Origin of the sequence: Flavobacterium soli DSM 19725 (assembly GCF_000422705.1) — a bacterium.
Lineage (GTDB): Bacteria > Bacteroidota > Bacteroidia > Flavobacteriales > Flavobacteriaceae > Flavobacterium > Flavobacterium soli.
The window spans coordinates 185,327-203,154 of sequence record NZ_KE383907.1 but is presented as its reverse complement, the minus strand read 5'-3'; the positions used below and the strand labels follow the sequence as shown (position 1 = coordinate 203,154).

Genomic DNA, 17,828 nt, shown 5'->3' with positions numbered 1-17,828 from the left:
AAGATGCCAAAGTTGAATAAATTTCAAAAAATTGCTATAGTCATTTGCATCTTACCATTCTTTGGAGTAACAATCGCTCAACTAACAAATGAATTTAGATATTCTGAATACAGATATATTTATCTTATCGGAGTTGCAACGGTATATTTATCTTGGGGAATAGCGACCATAGGTGGATTGATCAATGCACTTTTCATACATTTTGAAAAAAAACAAGAATTAAAAATAAGGATATTTTGGATATTATTGAGTTTATTACCTCATATACTAATTGGTTTTTCAATAATAATTTCACTTTTTCAAAGCACACCTGATAATTCGATTCAACTGCCGAGTGGAGAATATATAGGAAGACAAAATTAATTTTTAAATCATAAAAAAACTCCCGAATCACTTCGGGAGTTTTGTCATTTATAAAGAAATACAAATTATGCGTTTCCTGCAGCAGCAATCAAGTTTAGTGCTGAACCTGCAACGAACCAGCCAATCTGACCTTCATTGTAAGTATGATTTGCAATAATTACATCTACTGAACCATCTTCGTGTGCAAACTCTAACGTCAACGGCACTCCTGGTGCGAAGTCTACAAGATTAGTAAAATTGATGGTATCGTTTTCTTGAATTTTATCATAATCAGCTTCGTTAGCAAAAGTAAGTGCCAACATACCTTGTTTTTTCAAGTTGGTTTCGTGAATACGAGCGAATGATTTTACCAAAACCGCTTTAACGCCCAAGAAACGAGGCTCCATTGCAGCATGTTCACGAGAAGAACCTTCACCATAATTGTGATCTCCCACAACGATAGAAGGAACTCCAGCCGCCTTGTAAGCTCTTTGAACAGCTGGAACTGCATCATATTCCCCTGTCAATTGATTTTTAACCGAATTTGCTTTTTGGTTGAAAGCATTAATCGCTCCAATCAACATATTATTTGAAATATTATCCAAATGTCCACGGAAACGCAACCAAGGTCCAGCCATAGAAATATGGTCAGTCGTACATTTTCCGAAAGCTTTGATCAATAATTTAGCTCCTGTGATATTTTTCTTGTCCCAAGGTTCGAAAGGCGCCAATAATTGCAATCTTTCTGATGTTGGCGAAACAGCTACCTGAACTCCTGAACCATCTTCGGCTGGAGCTTGGAAACCTGGATCTTCTGCATCAAAACCTTTTGGAGGCAATTCATTTCCTGTTGGTTCGTCCAACATTACTTCTTCGCCATTTTCGTTGATCAATTTATCGGTCAACGGATTGAATGATAAATCTCCCGCGATTGCCAAAGCTGTAACTAATTCTGGGGAACCTACGAAAGCCAAAGTGTTTGGATTTCCATCGGCACGTTTTGAGAAGTTTCTGTTGAAAGAGTGAACAATAGTATTTCTTTCTTCTTTTTCAGCACCTTCTCTGTCCCACATTCCGATACATGGTCCACAAGCATTTGCGAAAACAGTAGCACCAATTTTATCGAAAGTATCAATAAATCCGTCACGTTCGATGGTGTATCGCACCAATTCTGAACCTGGCGTTATTGTAAATTGTGATTTTGTCTTTAAGTTTTTATCGGCAACTTGTTTTGCCAAAGAAGCAGCACGAGAAATATCTTCATAAGATGAATTCGTACAAGAACCAATCAAACCAACTTCAATTTTCAAAGGCCAGTTATTTTTGATCGCTTCTTCCTTCATTTTAGAAATTGGCGTAGCCAAATCCGGAGTGAAAGGCCCGTTCAAGTAAGGCTCCAATTCTGAAAGATTGATTTCGATTACTTGGTCAAAATATTGTTCTGGATTTGCATAAACTTCAGCATCACCTGTCAAATAAGAAGCAATTTCGTTTGCAGCATCGGCCACATCCGCTCTTCCTGTTGAACGAAGGTAACGGTCCATTGAGGCATCATATCCAAAAGTTGAAGTTGTAGCTCCAATTTCGGCACCCATATTACAGATAGTTCCTTTTCCTGTACAAGACATTGCCGTTGCACCTTCTCCAAAATATTCAACGATTGCACCAGTTCCACCTTTTACAGTAAGAATTCCAGCCACTTTAAGGATAACATCTTTTGGAGCTGTCCAACCCGATAATTTACCAGTCAATTTAACTCCGATTAGTTTTGGAAACTTCAATTCCCAAGCCATTCCCGACATTACGTCAACTGCATCAGCACCACCTACTCCAATGGCTACCATTCCTAAACCTCCTGCATTTACAGTATGCGAATCGGTACCAATCATCATTCCTCCAGGGAAAGCATAATTTTCAAGAACCACTTGGTGGATGATTCCAGCTCCTGGTTTCCAAAAACCGATTCCGTATTTATCTGAAACTGAAGATAGGAAATCAAAAACTTCATTACTTTGTGATTTAGCACGAGCTAAATCCGTTTTTGCATCTACTTTCGCTTGGATCAAGTGATCACAGTGAACCGTTGTTGGAACCGCAACTTTTGCTTTTCCAGCATGCATAAATTGCAACAACGCCATTTGTGCTGTTGCATCCTGACAAGCTACTCTGTCTGGTGCGAAATCAACATAATCTTTTCCTCTTGTAAAAGCGTGAGAAGGATTTCCTTCCCAAAGGTGGTTGTATAAAATTTTCTCCGTCAAAGTAAGCGGACGACCAACTATTTCACGTGCTTTATCAACACGAGTTGTCATATTCGCATACACTTTCTTAATCATTTCAATGTCAAAAGCCATAGTAAAATTTTGTTTGCTTGTTTGTGATTGCAAATTTAATAAATTCAAATCTAAATTGAACTATTTTTAATAAAAGAGAAGATTCAAACCATTATTATTCTCAAATAATCAATTTTAATGATTATTATTAAATAAATTTTGCTATTAAACTAAATTTTTATGTAATTGTTAATTTAAAGTCTTTTTATTACCAAATTCGGAATTTTAGAAAGCTTTAAGAAGTATTACTAAATTAAGAACCTTTCTAAATTACAGTTCTATTACGTTTTCGAAGTGACAACACATAAAAAAACCTGATAAATGAGTTATCAGGTTTGTATAATTTTATTTTATAAAAACTTCTAAAATAACGAAGCTATGATTTTTTCTATCGTAATTCCTTCGGCATCGGCCTTGTAATTTTTCACGACACGGTGTCTTAAAATTCCGATTGCTACTGCTTTTACATCTTCAATATCTGGAGAAAACTTACCATTAAAAGCGGCATTTGCCTTAGCTGCCAAAATCAGGTTTTGTGAAGCTCTAGGTCCAGCTCCCCAATCGATATAATTTTTAATAAAATCGTTTGACAGTGCATTATCAGGACGTGTCTTGCTTACCAAGGTTACGGCATATTCAATCACGTTATCGGCTACCGGAATTCTTCTGATCAGATGTTGAAAATCGATAATTTCTTGTGCTGAAAATAATGGATTAACGGTTTCCTTTGTATCAGAAGTAGTACTTTTCACCACCTGAACTTCTTCTGCAAATGAAGGATAATCTAATTTTATGGAAAACATAAAACGGTCCAACTGTGCTTCTGGCAAAGGATAAGTTCCTTCTTGCTCAATTGGGTTTTGTGTTGCCAGAACAAAATAAGGCAAATCTAATTTATAATTGTGTCCTGCAATAGTAACAGCTCTTTCCTGCATCGCTTCTAGCAAAGCAGCTTGTGTTTTAGGAGGAGTCCTGTTGATCTCATCTGCCAAAATAATATTCGAAAAGATAGGTCCTTTGATAAATTTAAACTGACGGTTTTCATCTAAAATTTCACTTCCTAAAATATCCGATGGCATCAAGTCTGGAGTAAACTGAATACGCTTGAAATCTAATCCTAATGCTTGGGCAATAGTATTAACCATCAAGGTTTTGGCTAATCCTGGAACACCTACTAAAAGTGCATGACCCCCAGAAAAAATACTTAGCAAAATCTGGTCTACAACTACATCTTGACCAACAATAATTTTAGATATCTCTTTTTTGAGTTCATTTGTTTTTTGAACCAGATTTTGAATAGCGGTTACGTCTGACATAAGAATTTTAGATTTTAGATTGCAGATTGCAGATTGCAAAAACTGATATTATTTTTTTAACCAGTTGCTTGTAAAATCGCAATCTCTATATTCTCCATTAATTTTGATATAGGTTTCCTTGATTTTAGCTTCGGTCCATTTCGCAATTTCCTTGATTTGCTTGTCTCTAAGTGCAAACTCTTTGATTTTGATATAATCCGTTGCATAATCTGCCACGTGTGATGGGATTCTATTGGTTACCATCATCAATTTATAGACTTTTCCTCCTGTTCTAGGCTCATCAATATAAGGAAGCGAAACTTCACCAGTTTTTAGATTTGAAACCTGACCATATAGAGTAGCGTCTAATTTTGTCAATTCAAAACGTGAATCTAACGTTTTTGGGTTTAACAAAGCTCCACCGTTTGCCTTAGTTTCTTTTTCGTCTGAAGAACTTCTTGCAGCATCAGCAAAAGTAATTTCTCCATCCAAAATTTTCTTTCTGATCATTAGTGCTTCCTCTTTTGCTTCTTTCAATGATTCTTCCGAAACTTTTGGAGCAATCAAAATATGACGCAAATCAACATCCTGACCACGAATTTTTTCAATGTAGATAATATGATAACCATATTCTGTTTCGAATGGATCCGAAATTTGACCTTCGTCAAGACTAAAGGCAACATCCTTGAACTCTTTTACAAGAGGTGTTTTTCTATTCACTTTCATAAAGCCACCATTGGATTTTGATCCCGGATCTTGAGAATATAAAACGGCTTTGCTATAAAAACTAGAACCCGCTGCAATGTCTGTCTTGAAACTATTAAGTTGATCAATTACTTTTTTCTTTTCTGCTTGAGTAACTTCGGGTTTGATTACAATTTGAGAAATTTCTAGTTCGTCACCAAAAGTTGGCAATTCTTCTTTTTTGATTCCTTTGAAAAAAGTTCTCACTTCTTCTGGAGTAATTTCTACTTTGTCAATGATTTTATTGGTCATTTCAGTAGTTAGCTTGTTCATCTTTAAAATCTCAAAGAAATAGGTCCTGAACTCTTCCTCACTGCTTTTCTTGTAATATTTCACAAGATCGTCCATAGAACCGCCAGATTGTTCTAGCATAGTTCCAATTTTTTCTTCCATCGAGCTATTGATTTCTGCATCGCTTACAACAATACTGTCCTGAAGTGCTTGATGTGCATATAATCTTTCTTCAAGCAATTTCCCTAACATCTGGCATCTAGAAATTCCTTCGATTGAATTTCCCTGTGCAGATAATTCAAGAAAATTTTTATCAATATCTGAATCCAAAACGATATAATCTCCAACGGTTGCAACAACGCCATCAATTTTTTGACGCATTTTCGATTTTGGGATTTCTTGTTTTTTGGGTTTTACAGTATCGTTAATCACTTCCTGAGCTTGAAGTTCTCCAATCGAGAAAACGGCCAACAAAAGCATCAAAAAGTTGTTACTATTTATAAATTTCATATTTGTTATTTTTAATCGCGTCATCAGTAATTTCTTTTTCAAATTTTTTTATTAATTCCAATTTTCTTCTGTTCAAAATTACTTCTTGTAAAGTTGGCTTTAAATACACAAAAGGACTTATCTCGTTTTTATTTATTGTATTTTTAATTTTTACTAAATATACATTCAAGGAATCTGACTTTTCAAAAGAGATTCCTCCTGCTATATATTTTCCTTGATTTTCAGGATTTATAAAGGGCAATTTCCTGTAAATTTCATTTAATTCTACCCAAACCGAATCGTTCAGAGCTGAATTTTTAAACTGAACCTGATAGGTCTCCCAGAACTTTTTATCGGATTTTCTAAAATCCAAAAACTTGCTTTTTATAGTCGAAAATTTTGGATGATCTTTTGGCAAGTGGATGTAACGCAATTGCACCAAAGTTCCGTTTGTCCTGAAATTTTCTTTATTCTTATTATAATATTCTTTAAGCTCTTCTTCGGAAACAAAAGTGTCAACTGTCGTTTTCACGACTTCTTCAATATAGGCCTTTGTATATAAATCGCTTTTATATTGCTTGACTAAATTATCAAACTCTTGCTTTTTTATATCCGTCAAGTTGATGTTAGCCGCTTCCAGCAATAACTTTTGTGTTGCCCAACGATCGATAAAACTGGTTACAATCATCAAACTGTCTTCTTTCGAAGTTCCAGCTGCAACCAAATCCTTTATATCTTCCTTGTATAAATAGGACTCACCAACTCTTGCAATCGATTCGGGCTTTGCTTCGGGCTGAAAATAATTGCAGGAACATGCCAGCAAAGATAATCCCAATATGTAAAACCCCTTTTGCATTTAGGATTTAATTTGCTTTTTTACTTTTTCAAAAGTATCCTTATTAACCGTGATGGTAAATTCTTTCTTTAAATCTGAAACCCAATTTTCCTCCAAATATTGTTGGTAATCGTTCACCACTTTTCCTTTGCATTCCTCAAGTGTTTTATTTCCTGCCGGAATCACCTTATTTACACGTGTTGCAAAATAGTAATCGCCTTGTTTGATAACATCGGTTACACCTTCTTTAAAGGTCACATTTTGCGGAAGCGCTTCATTACCTTCTTCAAAAACACCTTCTTTTTCTAAAACTTCAACGTCTTTTCCTGAGTTTAGATTTACCTTGATATAATCGGCTGATTTACCTTTTTTAAGCAATTTATGTGCCTTTTTGATAAAATCAGCTTTTGTTGAAGACACAATCAAAACATCATATCTATTTTTCCATTTGTAATTGCCACTGTTTTTTTGGTAGAAATTCTCCAAACCAATGGTGTCATTTTTCGATTTTTCCCAAATCTCCTTTTCCATTAAATCAAACAACAGCAAGCCATCGCGATATTCTTCCATTACATCTGCAAATTCAGGAAACTCATTTTCTAAATTGTCATTGTAATATACGTTCAACTGCTGGTCTAAAAATTTCTCATATAAATTGTCAACCAATTTTGCAACTGGTTTAATTTCAGGAAGTCCTTTTTGCTGACCATACATGAAATTTAAAAATGTCGTACCACTAATATTTTTATCCTTGATAGAAAACAATGCGGTATCAAAATTGGCTGTATTTGCTGGAATATTCCATTCGCCTGTATAAATTTTAGTATCGACTGCCTTTAAGATCGAAGCATACATTTTTTCATTTCGCTTCACGGCATATTTTTTACGCAACCTGTCATTCATCGATTCCACAATTAGGCGAGAACGGTCGTCTTTCCTGATTTTGGCTTCAAGATCGGCTTCCATTTCCTGAAAAGTTTTTATGGGGTGTTTTTCGAGGAATTTAACGATATGCCATCCGTATTCGCTTTCAAAAGGTTCCGAAACAGGATTCTCCTGGTTCAAAGAAAAAGCTACATCTTCAAAAATTGTAGAGCTCAATTGTCCTGAACTAAAAGTATTTAAAGTACCCCCTTTTCCTGCAGATGATTTATCTTCAGAAAATTGCTTGGCAAGTTCTTCAAATTTTTCTCCTTGTTGGAGTTTTTTGTAAATGTCTTGGATTTTTATTTTTCCCTTATCAGATGGAGATCCATCGGCAGGTTTCATGATCATGATATGAGCTACACTCACTTCTCCTCTATTGTTTCTGATGTCATTAACTTTAATCAAATGATATCCGAAACGAGTTCTTATTGGTTTAGAAATTTCCCCTTTTTTAGTCTTGTAAGCTCCCGATTCGAATGCATATACCATTCTAAAAGCAGAGAAATAACCTAAATCACCTTTATTTTCTTTTGCTGAAGGATCTTCGGAAAATTGAGCTGCTAGATTACCAAAATCTTCACCAGAAGCTGCCTTTTTACGAAGGTCAACAATTTTATTATATGCTTTTAAAGTATCAGCGGGAGAAGCATTTTCATCTACCATTATAAGTATATGAGAAGCTTTTATTTCTTTTTGAGAACGATTGTAGGCTTCCTCGATAAGTTCTTTGGTAACTTTTGTATCGGTAAGATAATTTTTAGAAAGCTGATTTCTGTAGGATCTTAACTCCGTTTGATATTTCGGATTATTTTGCAATCCTAGCTTGTTTGCCTTGTTGATTTTAAGCTTATAACCAACAAATAAATCCAGATATTGATTAAGATCTTTCTGGGATTCGTCTTTTACAAGATCAATATTTTTTTTGTAAACTCTCGAAAATTCATCCGTATAATAAGGTTTACCATCAATAGAGAACAATACCTCTTTTTTACTGTCTTGGGCATTTCCGACAAAATTTGCAGTAAGCAAAAGCCCGAACAACAATTGTTTTATTTTCATTCTTGTACTAATTATAGATCAATTAAGTAAAATTATTGTTTTTGGTTGGTTGTGTTATTAAAAATAATAAAATTGAATCGCAATTTAGGCTACTTTGGTTCAATAACAATCAACAAAATTAACAATTCAAATACATTATGCAAGTTTGTTGATTAGTATTAACAAAAAATTAAATGCACTCTAGTAAACACGGCATATTGGCTGATAAAAATAAAAAAAGCATCCTGAAGAACAGCATGCTTTTTTAGAATTTTAAATGTATTTTTTTTATAATGCCAATACTATAAACTCGCTTCGTCTATTGAATTGGTGTTCTTCCTCTGAACATTTTACTCCATCGGCACATTTGTTGATGAGTTGGGTTTCACCATACCCTTTTCCTGAAACTCGTTCAGCATCTATTCCTTTTTGTATAAACCAAGCTACGGTAGATTTTGCCCTTCTATCCGATAACTTTTCATTGTTTTTATGAGAATCCCGACTATCAGTATGCGAACGAACATCAATTTTCAAAGTAGGATATTCGAGCATCACTTCGAGCACTTTTGCCAATTCAATTTCGGCATCTGGACGGATATTTGCCTTTCCTAAGTCAAAATAAATCTTTTTAATATTGAGTTTTTTACCGATGTCTTCCCCTATTTGGAATGGAACAACAGCTTTTTGCAACGTGACATTTAGAGCAGTTTCACCCGAAACTTCATCAATAATTGCCTTTATTTCATTGGTTACTAAATCTGGCTTATTGGCTCTCACATAATAGATTTTACCACATTCAACATCAAAAGTATAAAAGCCTTTTTCGTCAGAAATAACTTTTTGCACTTCTTGAAAATTTTCATCCAGCAAAATCACTTCAACATTTGGTAAAACTGCACCAGTTTCAGCATCTACAATTGTTCCTGACAAAACTTGATTGCAAACTAAAACCTTTTCCTCTTTGAACTTATAAATATCGTCGAATCCCTTTCCATCTGGTCTATAGGAACTAAAAAAACCAATTTTATTTGTAGTGTTGATGATGAATGCAAAATCGTCGGTGGCTGAGTTTACGGGTTCGCCAATATTTACTGGTTGTATTCTTTTTTCTTCCTTATCCAATTTGGAAACAAAAATATCCAAACCTCCCAATCCCGGATGTCCATCTGAAGCAAAATATAATTCATTTTCAGCCGATACAAATGGAAACGTTTCCTTTCCTTCGGTATTGATTTCGGATCCTAAATTTTCTGGAGTTCCAAAGCTTCCATCACTGTTAATTGCAACTTTAAAAAGATCCGACTGACCCAGTGTTCCAGGCATATCCGAAGCAAAATACAAGGTCTTTTCATCAGGACTCAAAGCCGGATGTGCAACATTATATTCGTTATTATTGAAAGGCAATTCTACTATATCTTCCCAATTGTTGTCTTTTAAAGTCGCTTTATAAATCTTTAAAAGTGTAGCCTTATCAGCATCTTTTCCTCGTTTTCCATCTTTGAAATTATTTCGAGTAAAATAAACCGTAACACCATCTTTTGTAAAAACTGGAGTAGATTCGTTGAATTTTGAATTTATATTTTTCGAAAATTTAACAGGAACATTCAATGTGCCATTTGGCAGAATTTCTGAAATATACAAGTCAGAGAAAGCTTCGTTTGTCCAAGTATGTTTTCTTTTAAAAAAACCGCTAGTGTCACGAGTAGATGCAAAAACTAGTGCATTATCAAAATAGGATGCTGCAAAATCTGAATACTCAGAGTTTATTCCAGCATCTTCAATCGTGTAGCGACCTGAATTGCTTTTTATAACTTCTAAGTAATCTTTCTTTTTTGTAAACAAAGCACCACGGATGTCTTCTTTGGAAATAACATTGAATTTATCCAGCAATTCATTCGCTTTTTCATATTGTCCAAGCGATTTTAAAGTTTGAGCATAACGGTAATAATATTCTGAAGCAATAGTTGAATTGTCTAATAAAAATAATTCGGCATACCATTTTGAAGCTTTTGTAAACTCTGCATTAAAATAATAAGAGTCACCTAACTTTTGAAACAATTCAGCCGACTTATATCCTTTATTTGCCACACGTTCATAGACCGAAATCGCATCGATATAGGACAATTCACTAAACTTTTGATTTCCTTTTTCCAGCTGCTTCTCCTGCGAAAAAAGAGTTGGAGTAGTCAGGAAAAGTAGTGAAAGATATAGAAGTATTTTTATTTTCATATCAGAAATGGATTAGAAGAATCTTGGGGAAACGATCTTGCTATAATTCCCAAACAACTCATATCGAAGGAAAATTTCGTGTGAACCCGAATTATAATTGGCCAATTTTGTTGTTTCTGCATCGTATGAATAACCAATATGCCAAGAATCGCTGACTTGAAAACCAATCATCCCGCTTAGAGCAGCACTCCATCTATAGGCAGCTCCAACAAAAAACTTTTCATTAAAAAGAAAATTCGCCGAAAGATCTACTTGAAGCGGAGCTCCCTGAACCATTTTGGTCATGATTGCTGGTTTAAACTGCAACGTTTCGTTCAAATCAAAAACGCTTCCACCTATGAAGTAAAAGTGCATCCTTTCGCTGGCAAGTGAACTTACATTATCATCATAATGCTTGGTTTCTAAAAAATTAGGAACAGAAATCCCTAGGTAATTTTTATCCGAATGCCAATAAATACCAGCTCCAAAATTTGGCGACAATCTGTTATCGATATTGGCCTGCTGGCTCAAAAGCACGTCTTCGGGATCTCGAATGGTTAATCTTGTATAATCTACACTTAGCAAATTAGCAGAACCTTTGATACCAAAGGATAATTTATATTCTTCGGAAGTCTTTACCGTATAGGAAACATCGAGCGAGATGGTATTTTCGTCCGAAATACCAATCCTGTCGTTTACAAAAGAAATTCCGTAGCCTATATTACTATCTCCAATTGGTTTGTGTATGGAAGCCGTGTTTGTTACTGGAGCTCCATCGAGTCCTACCCATTGTGTTCTATGCAATAAAAAAATACTAGTAACACCTCGCGAACCTGCATAGGCTGGATTCACATTGATGGTGTTGTACATATATTGTGTATATTGAGAATCTTGCTGGGCAAAAGTTGTAGTAGTCAGGATGAATGACCACAAAGCAAAACCATATTGTACTATTTTATTGAATTTCATAGGGGTCTTTTGTTTAATCTGCACTCAAATGTAAATAACCCGCTTGCTTGTGTGTTCGGGAATTTCCATTTTGCTGTGCTTCATACGTTAGAACATAAAAATAAGTTCCTGTTGGCAATTTATTACTTCCGTCGATGGTGGTTCTTCCATCAGAATAGCCGTTAAAGACGTTTCCGTTAGAATCATAATTTTCGGTTTCAAAAACCTTAACTCCCCATCGGTTATAAATTTCCACTGTATTCTTAGGATAATTATTGATACATTCTATAAAAAAATAATCGTTGTAGGTGTCTCCATTTGGGGTAACACCATTAAAAATTTTGATACAATTTGATGCCGCATCATCTTTAGCCACCCTTGCCAATGTAAAAATTCCATAACCCGAAACCTCAACCGCTGTGGTTATTGTTTTGTTAGCCATATCTGCAACTCCGCCTTCATCTACCCAGATATTTGCGGTTTCATCCCAACGAACGATATGAATTTCGCGTTCGGGGAAAGCTACTATTTCGGCTGGTGTGGTAACGGTTTCGTCCCAACTTAGCGTTAATAATATATCGGATGTTCCGTTTGTTTTATCAATAGTCCAATATTCTTTGTCATTGATTAATCCTATTTCGGGTAACTTGCTTGTATGGGGATATGATGGGTTTGAATTCTCGAAAAAATATTTTCCTGTAAAACTATCAGCAATTGCATCTGGAGCCGAAATTCTGGCATATCTATAGAGGTTTTTGTCCCCAATTGGATATATAAAATCAGTGCTTCCGTTTTTTATAACTTCGCCATCAACGTGGCTTCCGTTCCATGTGCTTGTATGATTTGCATCTTGTTCAAATGAAATTGTACCTCCAAAATTATCATTGTTTACTATTCCTTGATTGAATTCTGCATTACCAAAGATAATAATATCTCCCGATAATTGAAAAGCTGGTTGCGGATTGGTGTTAAAAAACAACAAATTTTTGAATTCGCTTGGAACAGTTCCTGTTATTTTTTGGGTTGAAAACCCTTCAAATCGGGTGTAACCATCTTGATTAGGAGAAAAAGTAGTCACGCCATCATTATTGAAATTTGCACGAAGCAACACTTCTCCATCGTTTTTATATTCGCCAGAATCCGTATTATTAAAATCTGAAACTACCGTCATTAACGTATTTGGACTCACATACAATGTTCCCGTATTGGTTGTTTGTCCTTGGGAGAACATCACCGTCGTAAAAAAAAAGAAAAATAGGTTTGTTACATTTTTTTTCATTGGATGATTACTCTTTTACAACAAATACGATATTCATATAAGAAGTTGTTGAAGCTCCTGCTAAAATCGTGTAGGTTAATTTTCCTGTGGCATCAATACTCAAATTACTAAAAACCGTTTGATCATAATAGGAAACATAATAATACAAATCTCCGCTTGCATAAGTCGCTATATCAGCTGGAGCTCCCGTACTTCCTACCAAACCGCCAGTGTAAGGAATTGAATATCCTGCATTTCCATGGGCAATATTCAAACTATTTCCTTCAAATTGATTTTTGTATTCCAAATATAAATCTCTAACAAGTGCTGTTCCTGGTGCCGAAGTATCAAAAATTACCGCTGGCATATAAAAAAAACGAGGCGTTGCTTTTACTTTTTTCAAAACTCCAGTCGTTGGATCGGCAACCAGCATATTATCTGTAGCTGTTCCCGTTTGCAAACCTGCAACAGCAAATGTATTGGTTGAAGTTGCCGTAATGGTTGTTGGCTCATTCAAGCTTCCGCCAATTCCGATATGATCATTGAAACCTCCCGTAGTACTTACTTTTAATCCGTTATAAGTATTTGCTGCCAAAGTATTTCCGCTACTAACCAATCCGCTTCCTGCGATTTGAGCCGTGTTTACCGAAAGTACACCTGTAGTTACATTGACAGTCGGATTTGTATCCGCTTGACGGACAACTCCCAAAGTAGTCGTATTTGCAGTTCCAACACTAACAGTATAAGTCGTATTATTTCCTACTGTAACAGGTGCTGCAACCGAAATTGGTGCTGAACCTGCAACGATGGTATTTTGCTGAGCATTTTTTACGGCAGCAGCATTCAAAAATGCTCCAGTGCTATAAGTCAATATGTTGCCAGAAGTTGCACTTAGAACATTGGCAGTATTGGTTCCGTTTCGTTCTTTATTGTAGGTTATGACACCAGTTGTGGCATTTTGAACCATAGAAGTTTCGGTTTCGGCGGCTGTTATAGCTGGCCCTAAATTCAAAGCTGTACTAGCTTGACCGTTTACAGTGCTAACCAATTGATTGCTTCCGTTTAAAGTTAGCGTGTTGCTATTGATGATATTTACTGCCGTTCCTGTAGTTCCATTGACAGTTGTGGTCAAATTATTCCCGGAAGAAGTATTACTAACACCAGTAATCAAACTGGATTTATCCGACCAAATTGCAGCACCCGAACCATTGGTTGTAAGTACCTGACCAGTTGTTCCCGGAGTAATTTTTGCAGGAGCGATACCTCCATTTGTTATTCCAATTGTGGCAGCACCTAGCAAGGCATTTGTTCCCGAACCTGCTGTAATTGCAATTCCGTCTTGAACTGACAAATTAGCTTTGCTACCAATTTCTGCCGGTGTAATGGTTTTTGGTTCCCAAGCTGTTCCATTCCAAGTTAAAACTTGATTAGTAGAAGATGGTGCTGTAGCAGATACTGGACTTCCTTGAATTTTTTCGACTTTTGAAGCTCCCAATGTTCCCGTGACATCTCCTGCCAATTGCAATGCAGCTGCGTCATTATTTGCCAATAAACGGTTCCAGCTTCCTGTTGTACCGTCAGTTGTCCAATAATAATACCCCGGAATAACATCCCCAGAAGTAGCCGTATTGTAAACGAGTAATGAATTCGTTTTGGCAATATTATTTTCACTTTCCCCTCTAATTGGTGCAAAAACCGTAGAGCTCGTCAAGGCTACTCTTGGCAACAACAGTCCTCTTGTTCCGGATGCCATTTCGATAGCCGAAGCTTTACTTGGCTCATCTGTACCAAAACCTTGCTGTGCAGTAGCTGTTTGAGTTGCTAAAACAAGTGTCAAAAGTAAAGTGCTGTATCCTATAACCGATTTCTTCATCATCAAGTATTTTTTTCGTCAGATGTATGATTTTTCATTTCTCATGACTTTTTTAAAATAGTAACTCCAATTTGATTTTTAGAGCTTTTAAAATAGTGATAAAAATGTTTCACTATCTTAGTACGTTATCAAGTTTTAAAAAAAAAAATTATTAATTTCTTCCTACAACTGTCCAAGCTGTTCCATTGGATTTGATTACCCAACCTTGATAAGGCATAGATCCATAAGTCAATAGAACACCACCAGAAACCCTAACATTTAGATAAAAATCAGGTTCTGTTGTATTTTCAATTTTGATATTTACCGTTTGTCCGTTATTTTCTGCAGAAGGAGAAGGCAAAGTCACATCAATATCTGAAGCTCCAACAGTAGCACTGATGTTTACCTCTTGAACATAAGGAGAATAATTCGTAACCGATGTATTATCGATGGTTAGATCAGCCGTGATGCTTTGTGAAACCGATTTGGTAACCGTTCTTAAAACGCCACTTGTTTCAGCTACAACTACTTTATTTGCGGAAGCAACTTCTGTAAGATTTGTAATGGCAAGTGTATTTGTAGCTCCTGTTGCGATTGTTGTAGGTTCGATCAAAGCTCCTCCAAGGTGAATTACATCATCTGTAACTTTTCTTAAACCGTTATCAACTTCAACAAGTGAGTTTGGTGTTTCCCATGAAGTTTCTAATGTTCCTGCATTGTCTACCGTTGTTAATATTGTTCCTGCTGTAGTGCTTGGCGTGATGTCGATCGTGATGTCTTTCAAAACGGCACTTGCTCCATCTGCAGAAATCGTTAGTGTAGAAGAAGTAATTGCTTCTCCTGTAATATCACTTGCATCTAATTTTGCAGGTGTCCAGTTTGTTCCATCAAATTTCAAAACATTATTAGTAGTTGTTGGTGCGGTTGCCGAAACTCCTGTACCTTGAATCGCTGAAACATTTGTATCATTTAATGGACCTGTAACGTCACCCGATAAAATAGTATTAGTTAAATTAACCGATAACTCTCCATCGCTATTGATATCGATTGTTGGATTTGTAGCAACTTGTTTTACAACCCCTAAATCAGTTCCGCTAGCTGGCTCAATCGACACATTATAATTAATTCCATTTGTACTTGTTCCATTTGCAGCAATCGTTATTGGTGCTAATCCTGTATATGAATCTTTATTTCCTAAATCCGATTGGTTAATCCAAGAAACATCTCCGGTAGCATTTGTCACCATCACTTGATTGGCTGTTCCACCAGTGCTAGATTCAGTTGCTGTTCCTGGAGCTTTTATATCAGATGCTTGAATAGTTCCGTTTTTAATTTCAGTAGAAGTAATACTTTCTGCTTTAATTCTTAAATCTGTAGCCACAAGAACTGCATTTGCTAAAGTTGAAGCTTCGGCAGATCCAATAACAATTTTCCCATCAGTTGTTAGGTCTTCGCCAAAAGATGTAGCAGCATCAGCATAGACAACTTCTTTAGTTGCACCACTACCCACAATTGTTGCTACCTGACCTTCAGTTGCTGTTCCTGGATCAAATTTTCCTACTCCAACAGAAGCGTCTTTGATCCCAATCGTAGTTGCTTTTAACACAGCTCCTTCTCCATCACCAACGGTGAACTCAAGTTCAGAACCTGCCAAGTTTAAATCTTTTGCATCAAGCAAATCTGAAGCAGTTGTTTTTTTCAAAACACCAGTTGCATCCATAACCAGAATGAAATCGGTTGCTGTAGGAGTTACCGTTGCAAGTCCGTTAATACTAAACGTATTGGTTGCATCCGTTGTAATTTGGGTTGGTTCGGTTAAAGTTCCTCCCAGTTTGATAATATTGTCAACTCCTGGACCGGTGGATGGAACATAAGTAAGACCGTTTTGAGCATCGATTACATCCGATACAAAATCTTCAGGGTTGATCCATTTTGTAGAAGTAACTCCTGCTACAACTTCGGTAACCAATACTTGTCCGTTTGTACCACCTTGCACACTTACCGTGTATTTAGTAGTGTTTGGAGTAGTATCATCTTCCTCCACTTTCACATTATTGCCTGCTTCGACAATAACATTTTTTTCTGAATTTGAAGAAACAAAACGCACCCATTTTCCTGGAGTTGCAGCAGCGGCATTGTCTCTTTCCCAGTAGTAGAATCCTGGTTCCACTTGGTTTGCACCAGTAGTTGTAGCAGTATTGTAAACAAATAATGCATTTGCAGGATCAGCAACTGGTCCTGGAACATTTGTTGCTGTTAAAGCAATACGAGGAATTAATAAACCACGCTTTGTAGAAACGATGTCTACTGCTGCTGATTTGTCGGGTTGATTAGTTCCGAAGCCTTGCTGAGCTGCTACTTCTTGAGTATTCAAAAATACAAGACCAAAACCTACGATTAGTATTATTTTTTTCATTTTGATAATTATTACTTTTTGTAATTTATTTTTTGTTTTTCGTGTTTAAAATTTATTTACAATTCTCCAAGCCGTCCCGTCTGAAACCAAATCCCATCCGGTATAGGGCACTGCAGTATAGAGCTCTCCAGAAGGCACACCCACGATGGTTCCGATTACATTCACATAACCGTCTTCGTTTGCATCTTCTTTCTTGATTGTATATTTTTTTCCTTTATTGGTTGGAGATGCAACAGGCAAAGTGATGGTTACATTTGATGTATTGGCATTTCCTAAAATAATCGCGTCATTAGCTGCAGCATTATAATCAACCGCTACCACCTTGATACCATTCATAACTTCATTATTGACAGCAAGCTCCCCTGTTTGACTCACCAAAACTGTTGGGTTTGCCGCAGCTTCTTTTACCACTCCTAGGATAGCTGGATTTGTTCCATCAGCACCTTTTGCAGTAGCAACATTAACCTGCCATTCGGTATTGTTTGCAGTTACAGTCTTTTGAACGGTTGTATTGGTTCCATCAATTAACGTGGTCGTTTTTTGTTCTTGTTGCACGGCATCTTTTAAATTTAACGCTACAGATGCCACTCCATTTACAGTACTTACTAGTTCATTATCCGTATTTAAAGACAAAACATTAGTATTGATTATATCTACTGCAGTACCTGTAGTGCCATTTACTGTCGTTGTTAAGGTATTTCCTGCAGAAGTATTACTAACACCTGTAATCAGATCATCCTTGTCAGTCCATTCAACAGTTCCACTGGCATTTGTAATCAAAACTTGATTAGCCAAACCTTCTTTGATACTAATTTCATAAGGATCAACATCAGTCCCTGCACCATTAACTGTAATGCTATTTCCTCCTATTGTCTTTCCTCCTATACCGTCAACACCATCAGTTCCGTTTGT

At 36.2% G+C, this 17,828-nt stretch carries 11 protein-coding genes and 1 pseudogene; 1 reads left to right on the top strand and 11 read right to left on the bottom strand.

Going from position 1 to position 17,828, the window contains the following annotated elements:
- The first annotated feature begins 12 nt into the window (after positions 1 to 12).
- On the top strand, positions 13 to 363 hold the full coding sequence (locus tag G508_RS0116405) for a hypothetical protein (protein ID WP_157486079.1): 351 nt from the start codon (positions 13 to 15) through the stop codon (positions 361 to 363).
- Positions 364 to 428: 65 nt separating this feature from the next.
- Here G508_RS0116405 and G508_RS0116400 read toward each other — a convergent pair whose 3' ends face one another.
- The 11 genes and pseudogenes from G508_RS0116400 to G508_RS0116350 form a co-directional block, all read right to left on the bottom strand.
- Complete coding sequence (locus G508_RS0116400) at positions 429 to 2,696, bottom strand: aconitate hydratase (protein WP_026706324.1); 2,268 nt, start codon at positions 2,694 to 2,696, stop codon at positions 429 to 431.
- Positions 2,697 to 3,037: 341 nt separating this feature from the next.
- Complete coding sequence (locus tag G508_RS0116395; protein ID WP_026706323.1) at positions 3,038 to 3,991, bottom strand: AAA family ATPase; 954 nt, start codon at positions 3,989 to 3,991, stop codon at positions 3,038 to 3,040.
- 48 nt (positions 3,992 to 4,039) lie between these two features.
- Entirely contained in the window at positions 4,040 to 5,455 is a 1,416-nt protein-coding gene (locus G508_RS0116390) for a peptidylprolyl isomerase (protein ID WP_084626020.1), read from the bottom strand.
- On the bottom strand, positions 5,439 to 6,290 hold the full coding sequence (locus G508_RS0116385) for a hypothetical protein (protein ID WP_026706321.1): 852 nt from the start codon (positions 6,288 to 6,290) through the stop codon (positions 5,439 to 5,441). The genes G508_RS0116390 and G508_RS0116385 overlap by 17 nt, the downstream gene beginning before the upstream one ends.
- Entirely contained in the window at positions 6,291 to 8,255 is a 1,965-nt protein-coding gene (locus tag G508_RS0116380) for a peptidylprolyl isomerase (RefSeq protein ID WP_026706320.1), read from the bottom strand.
- Positions 8,256 to 8,522: 267 nt separating this feature from the next.
- Positions 8,523 to 10,463: an OmpA family protein gene (locus tag G508_RS0116375; RefSeq protein ID WP_026706319.1), complete on the bottom strand. Its 1,941-nt coding sequence runs from the start codon at positions 10,461 to 10,463 to the stop codon at positions 8,523 to 8,525.
- A 12-nt stretch (positions 10,464 to 10,475) separates the two neighbouring features.
- Positions 10,476 to 11,411: a PorP/SprF family type IX secretion system membrane protein gene (locus tag G508_RS0116370; RefSeq protein ID WP_051197712.1), complete on the bottom strand. Its 936-nt coding sequence runs from the start codon at positions 11,409 to 11,411 to the stop codon at positions 10,476 to 10,478.
- A gap of 13 nt (positions 11,412 to 11,424) precedes the next feature.
- Positions 11,425 to 12,669, bottom strand: coding sequence for a gliding motility-associated C-terminal domain-containing protein (locus G508_RS0116365; RefSeq protein ID WP_026706317.1), 1,245 nt, complete (start codon positions 12,667 to 12,669; stop codon positions 11,425 to 11,427).
- A 7-nt stretch (positions 12,670 to 12,676) separates the two neighbouring features.
- Positions 12,677 to 14,524, bottom strand: coding sequence for a hypothetical protein (locus G508_RS19685; protein ID WP_157486077.1), 1,848 nt, complete (start codon positions 14,522 to 14,524; stop codon positions 12,677 to 12,679).
- Between the two features lie 148 nt (positions 14,525 to 14,672).
- The gene (locus G508_RS0116355; protein WP_026706315.1) at positions 14,673 to 16,916 is read right to left on the bottom strand and encodes a hypothetical protein; all 2,244 of its coding nucleotides are present in this window, start codon (positions 16,914 to 16,916) and stop codon (positions 14,673 to 14,675) included.
- 45 nt (positions 16,917 to 16,961) lie between these two features.
- Positions 16,962 to 17,828, bottom strand: a pseudogene (locus tag G508_RS0116350) (hypothetical protein); the annotation flags it as partial.

Coding starts and splice junctions, on each gene's coding strand:
- G508_RS0116355 (WP_026706315.1), bottom strand. CDS start 16,916: ATGAAAAAAATAATACTAATCGTAGGTTTTGGTCTTGTATTTTTGAAT.
- G508_RS0116400 (WP_026706324.1), bottom strand. CDS start 2,696: ATGGCTTTTGACATTGAAATGATTAAGAAAGTGTATGCGAATATGACA.
- G508_RS0116385 (WP_026706321.1), bottom strand. CDS start 6,290: ATGCAAAAGGGGTTTTACATATTGGGATTATCTTTGCTGGCATGTTCC.
- G508_RS0116370 (WP_051197712.1), bottom strand. CDS start 11,411: ATGAAATTCAATAAAATAGTACAATATGGTTTTGCTTTGTGGTCATTC.
- G508_RS0116380 (WP_026706320.1), bottom strand. CDS start 8,255: ATGAAAATAAAACAATTGTTGTTCGGGCTTTTGCTTACTGCAAATTTT.
- G508_RS0116395 (WP_026706323.1), bottom strand. CDS start 3,991: ATGTCAGACGTAACCGCTATTCAAAATCTGGTTCAAAAAACAAATGAA.
- G508_RS0116365 (WP_026706317.1), bottom strand. CDS start 12,669: ATGAAAAAAAATGTAACAAACCTATTTTTCTTTTTTTTTACGACGGTG.
- G508_RS0116375 (WP_026706319.1), bottom strand. CDS start 10,463: ATGAAAATAAAAATACTTCTATATCTTTCACTACTTTTCCTGACTACT.
- G508_RS19685 (WP_157486077.1), bottom strand. CDS start 14,524: ATGATGAAGAAATCGGTTATAGGATACAGCACTTTACTTTTGACACTT.
- G508_RS0116390 (WP_084626020.1), bottom strand. CDS start 5,455: ATGAAATTTATAAATAGTAACAACTTTTTGATGCTTTTGTTGGCCGTT.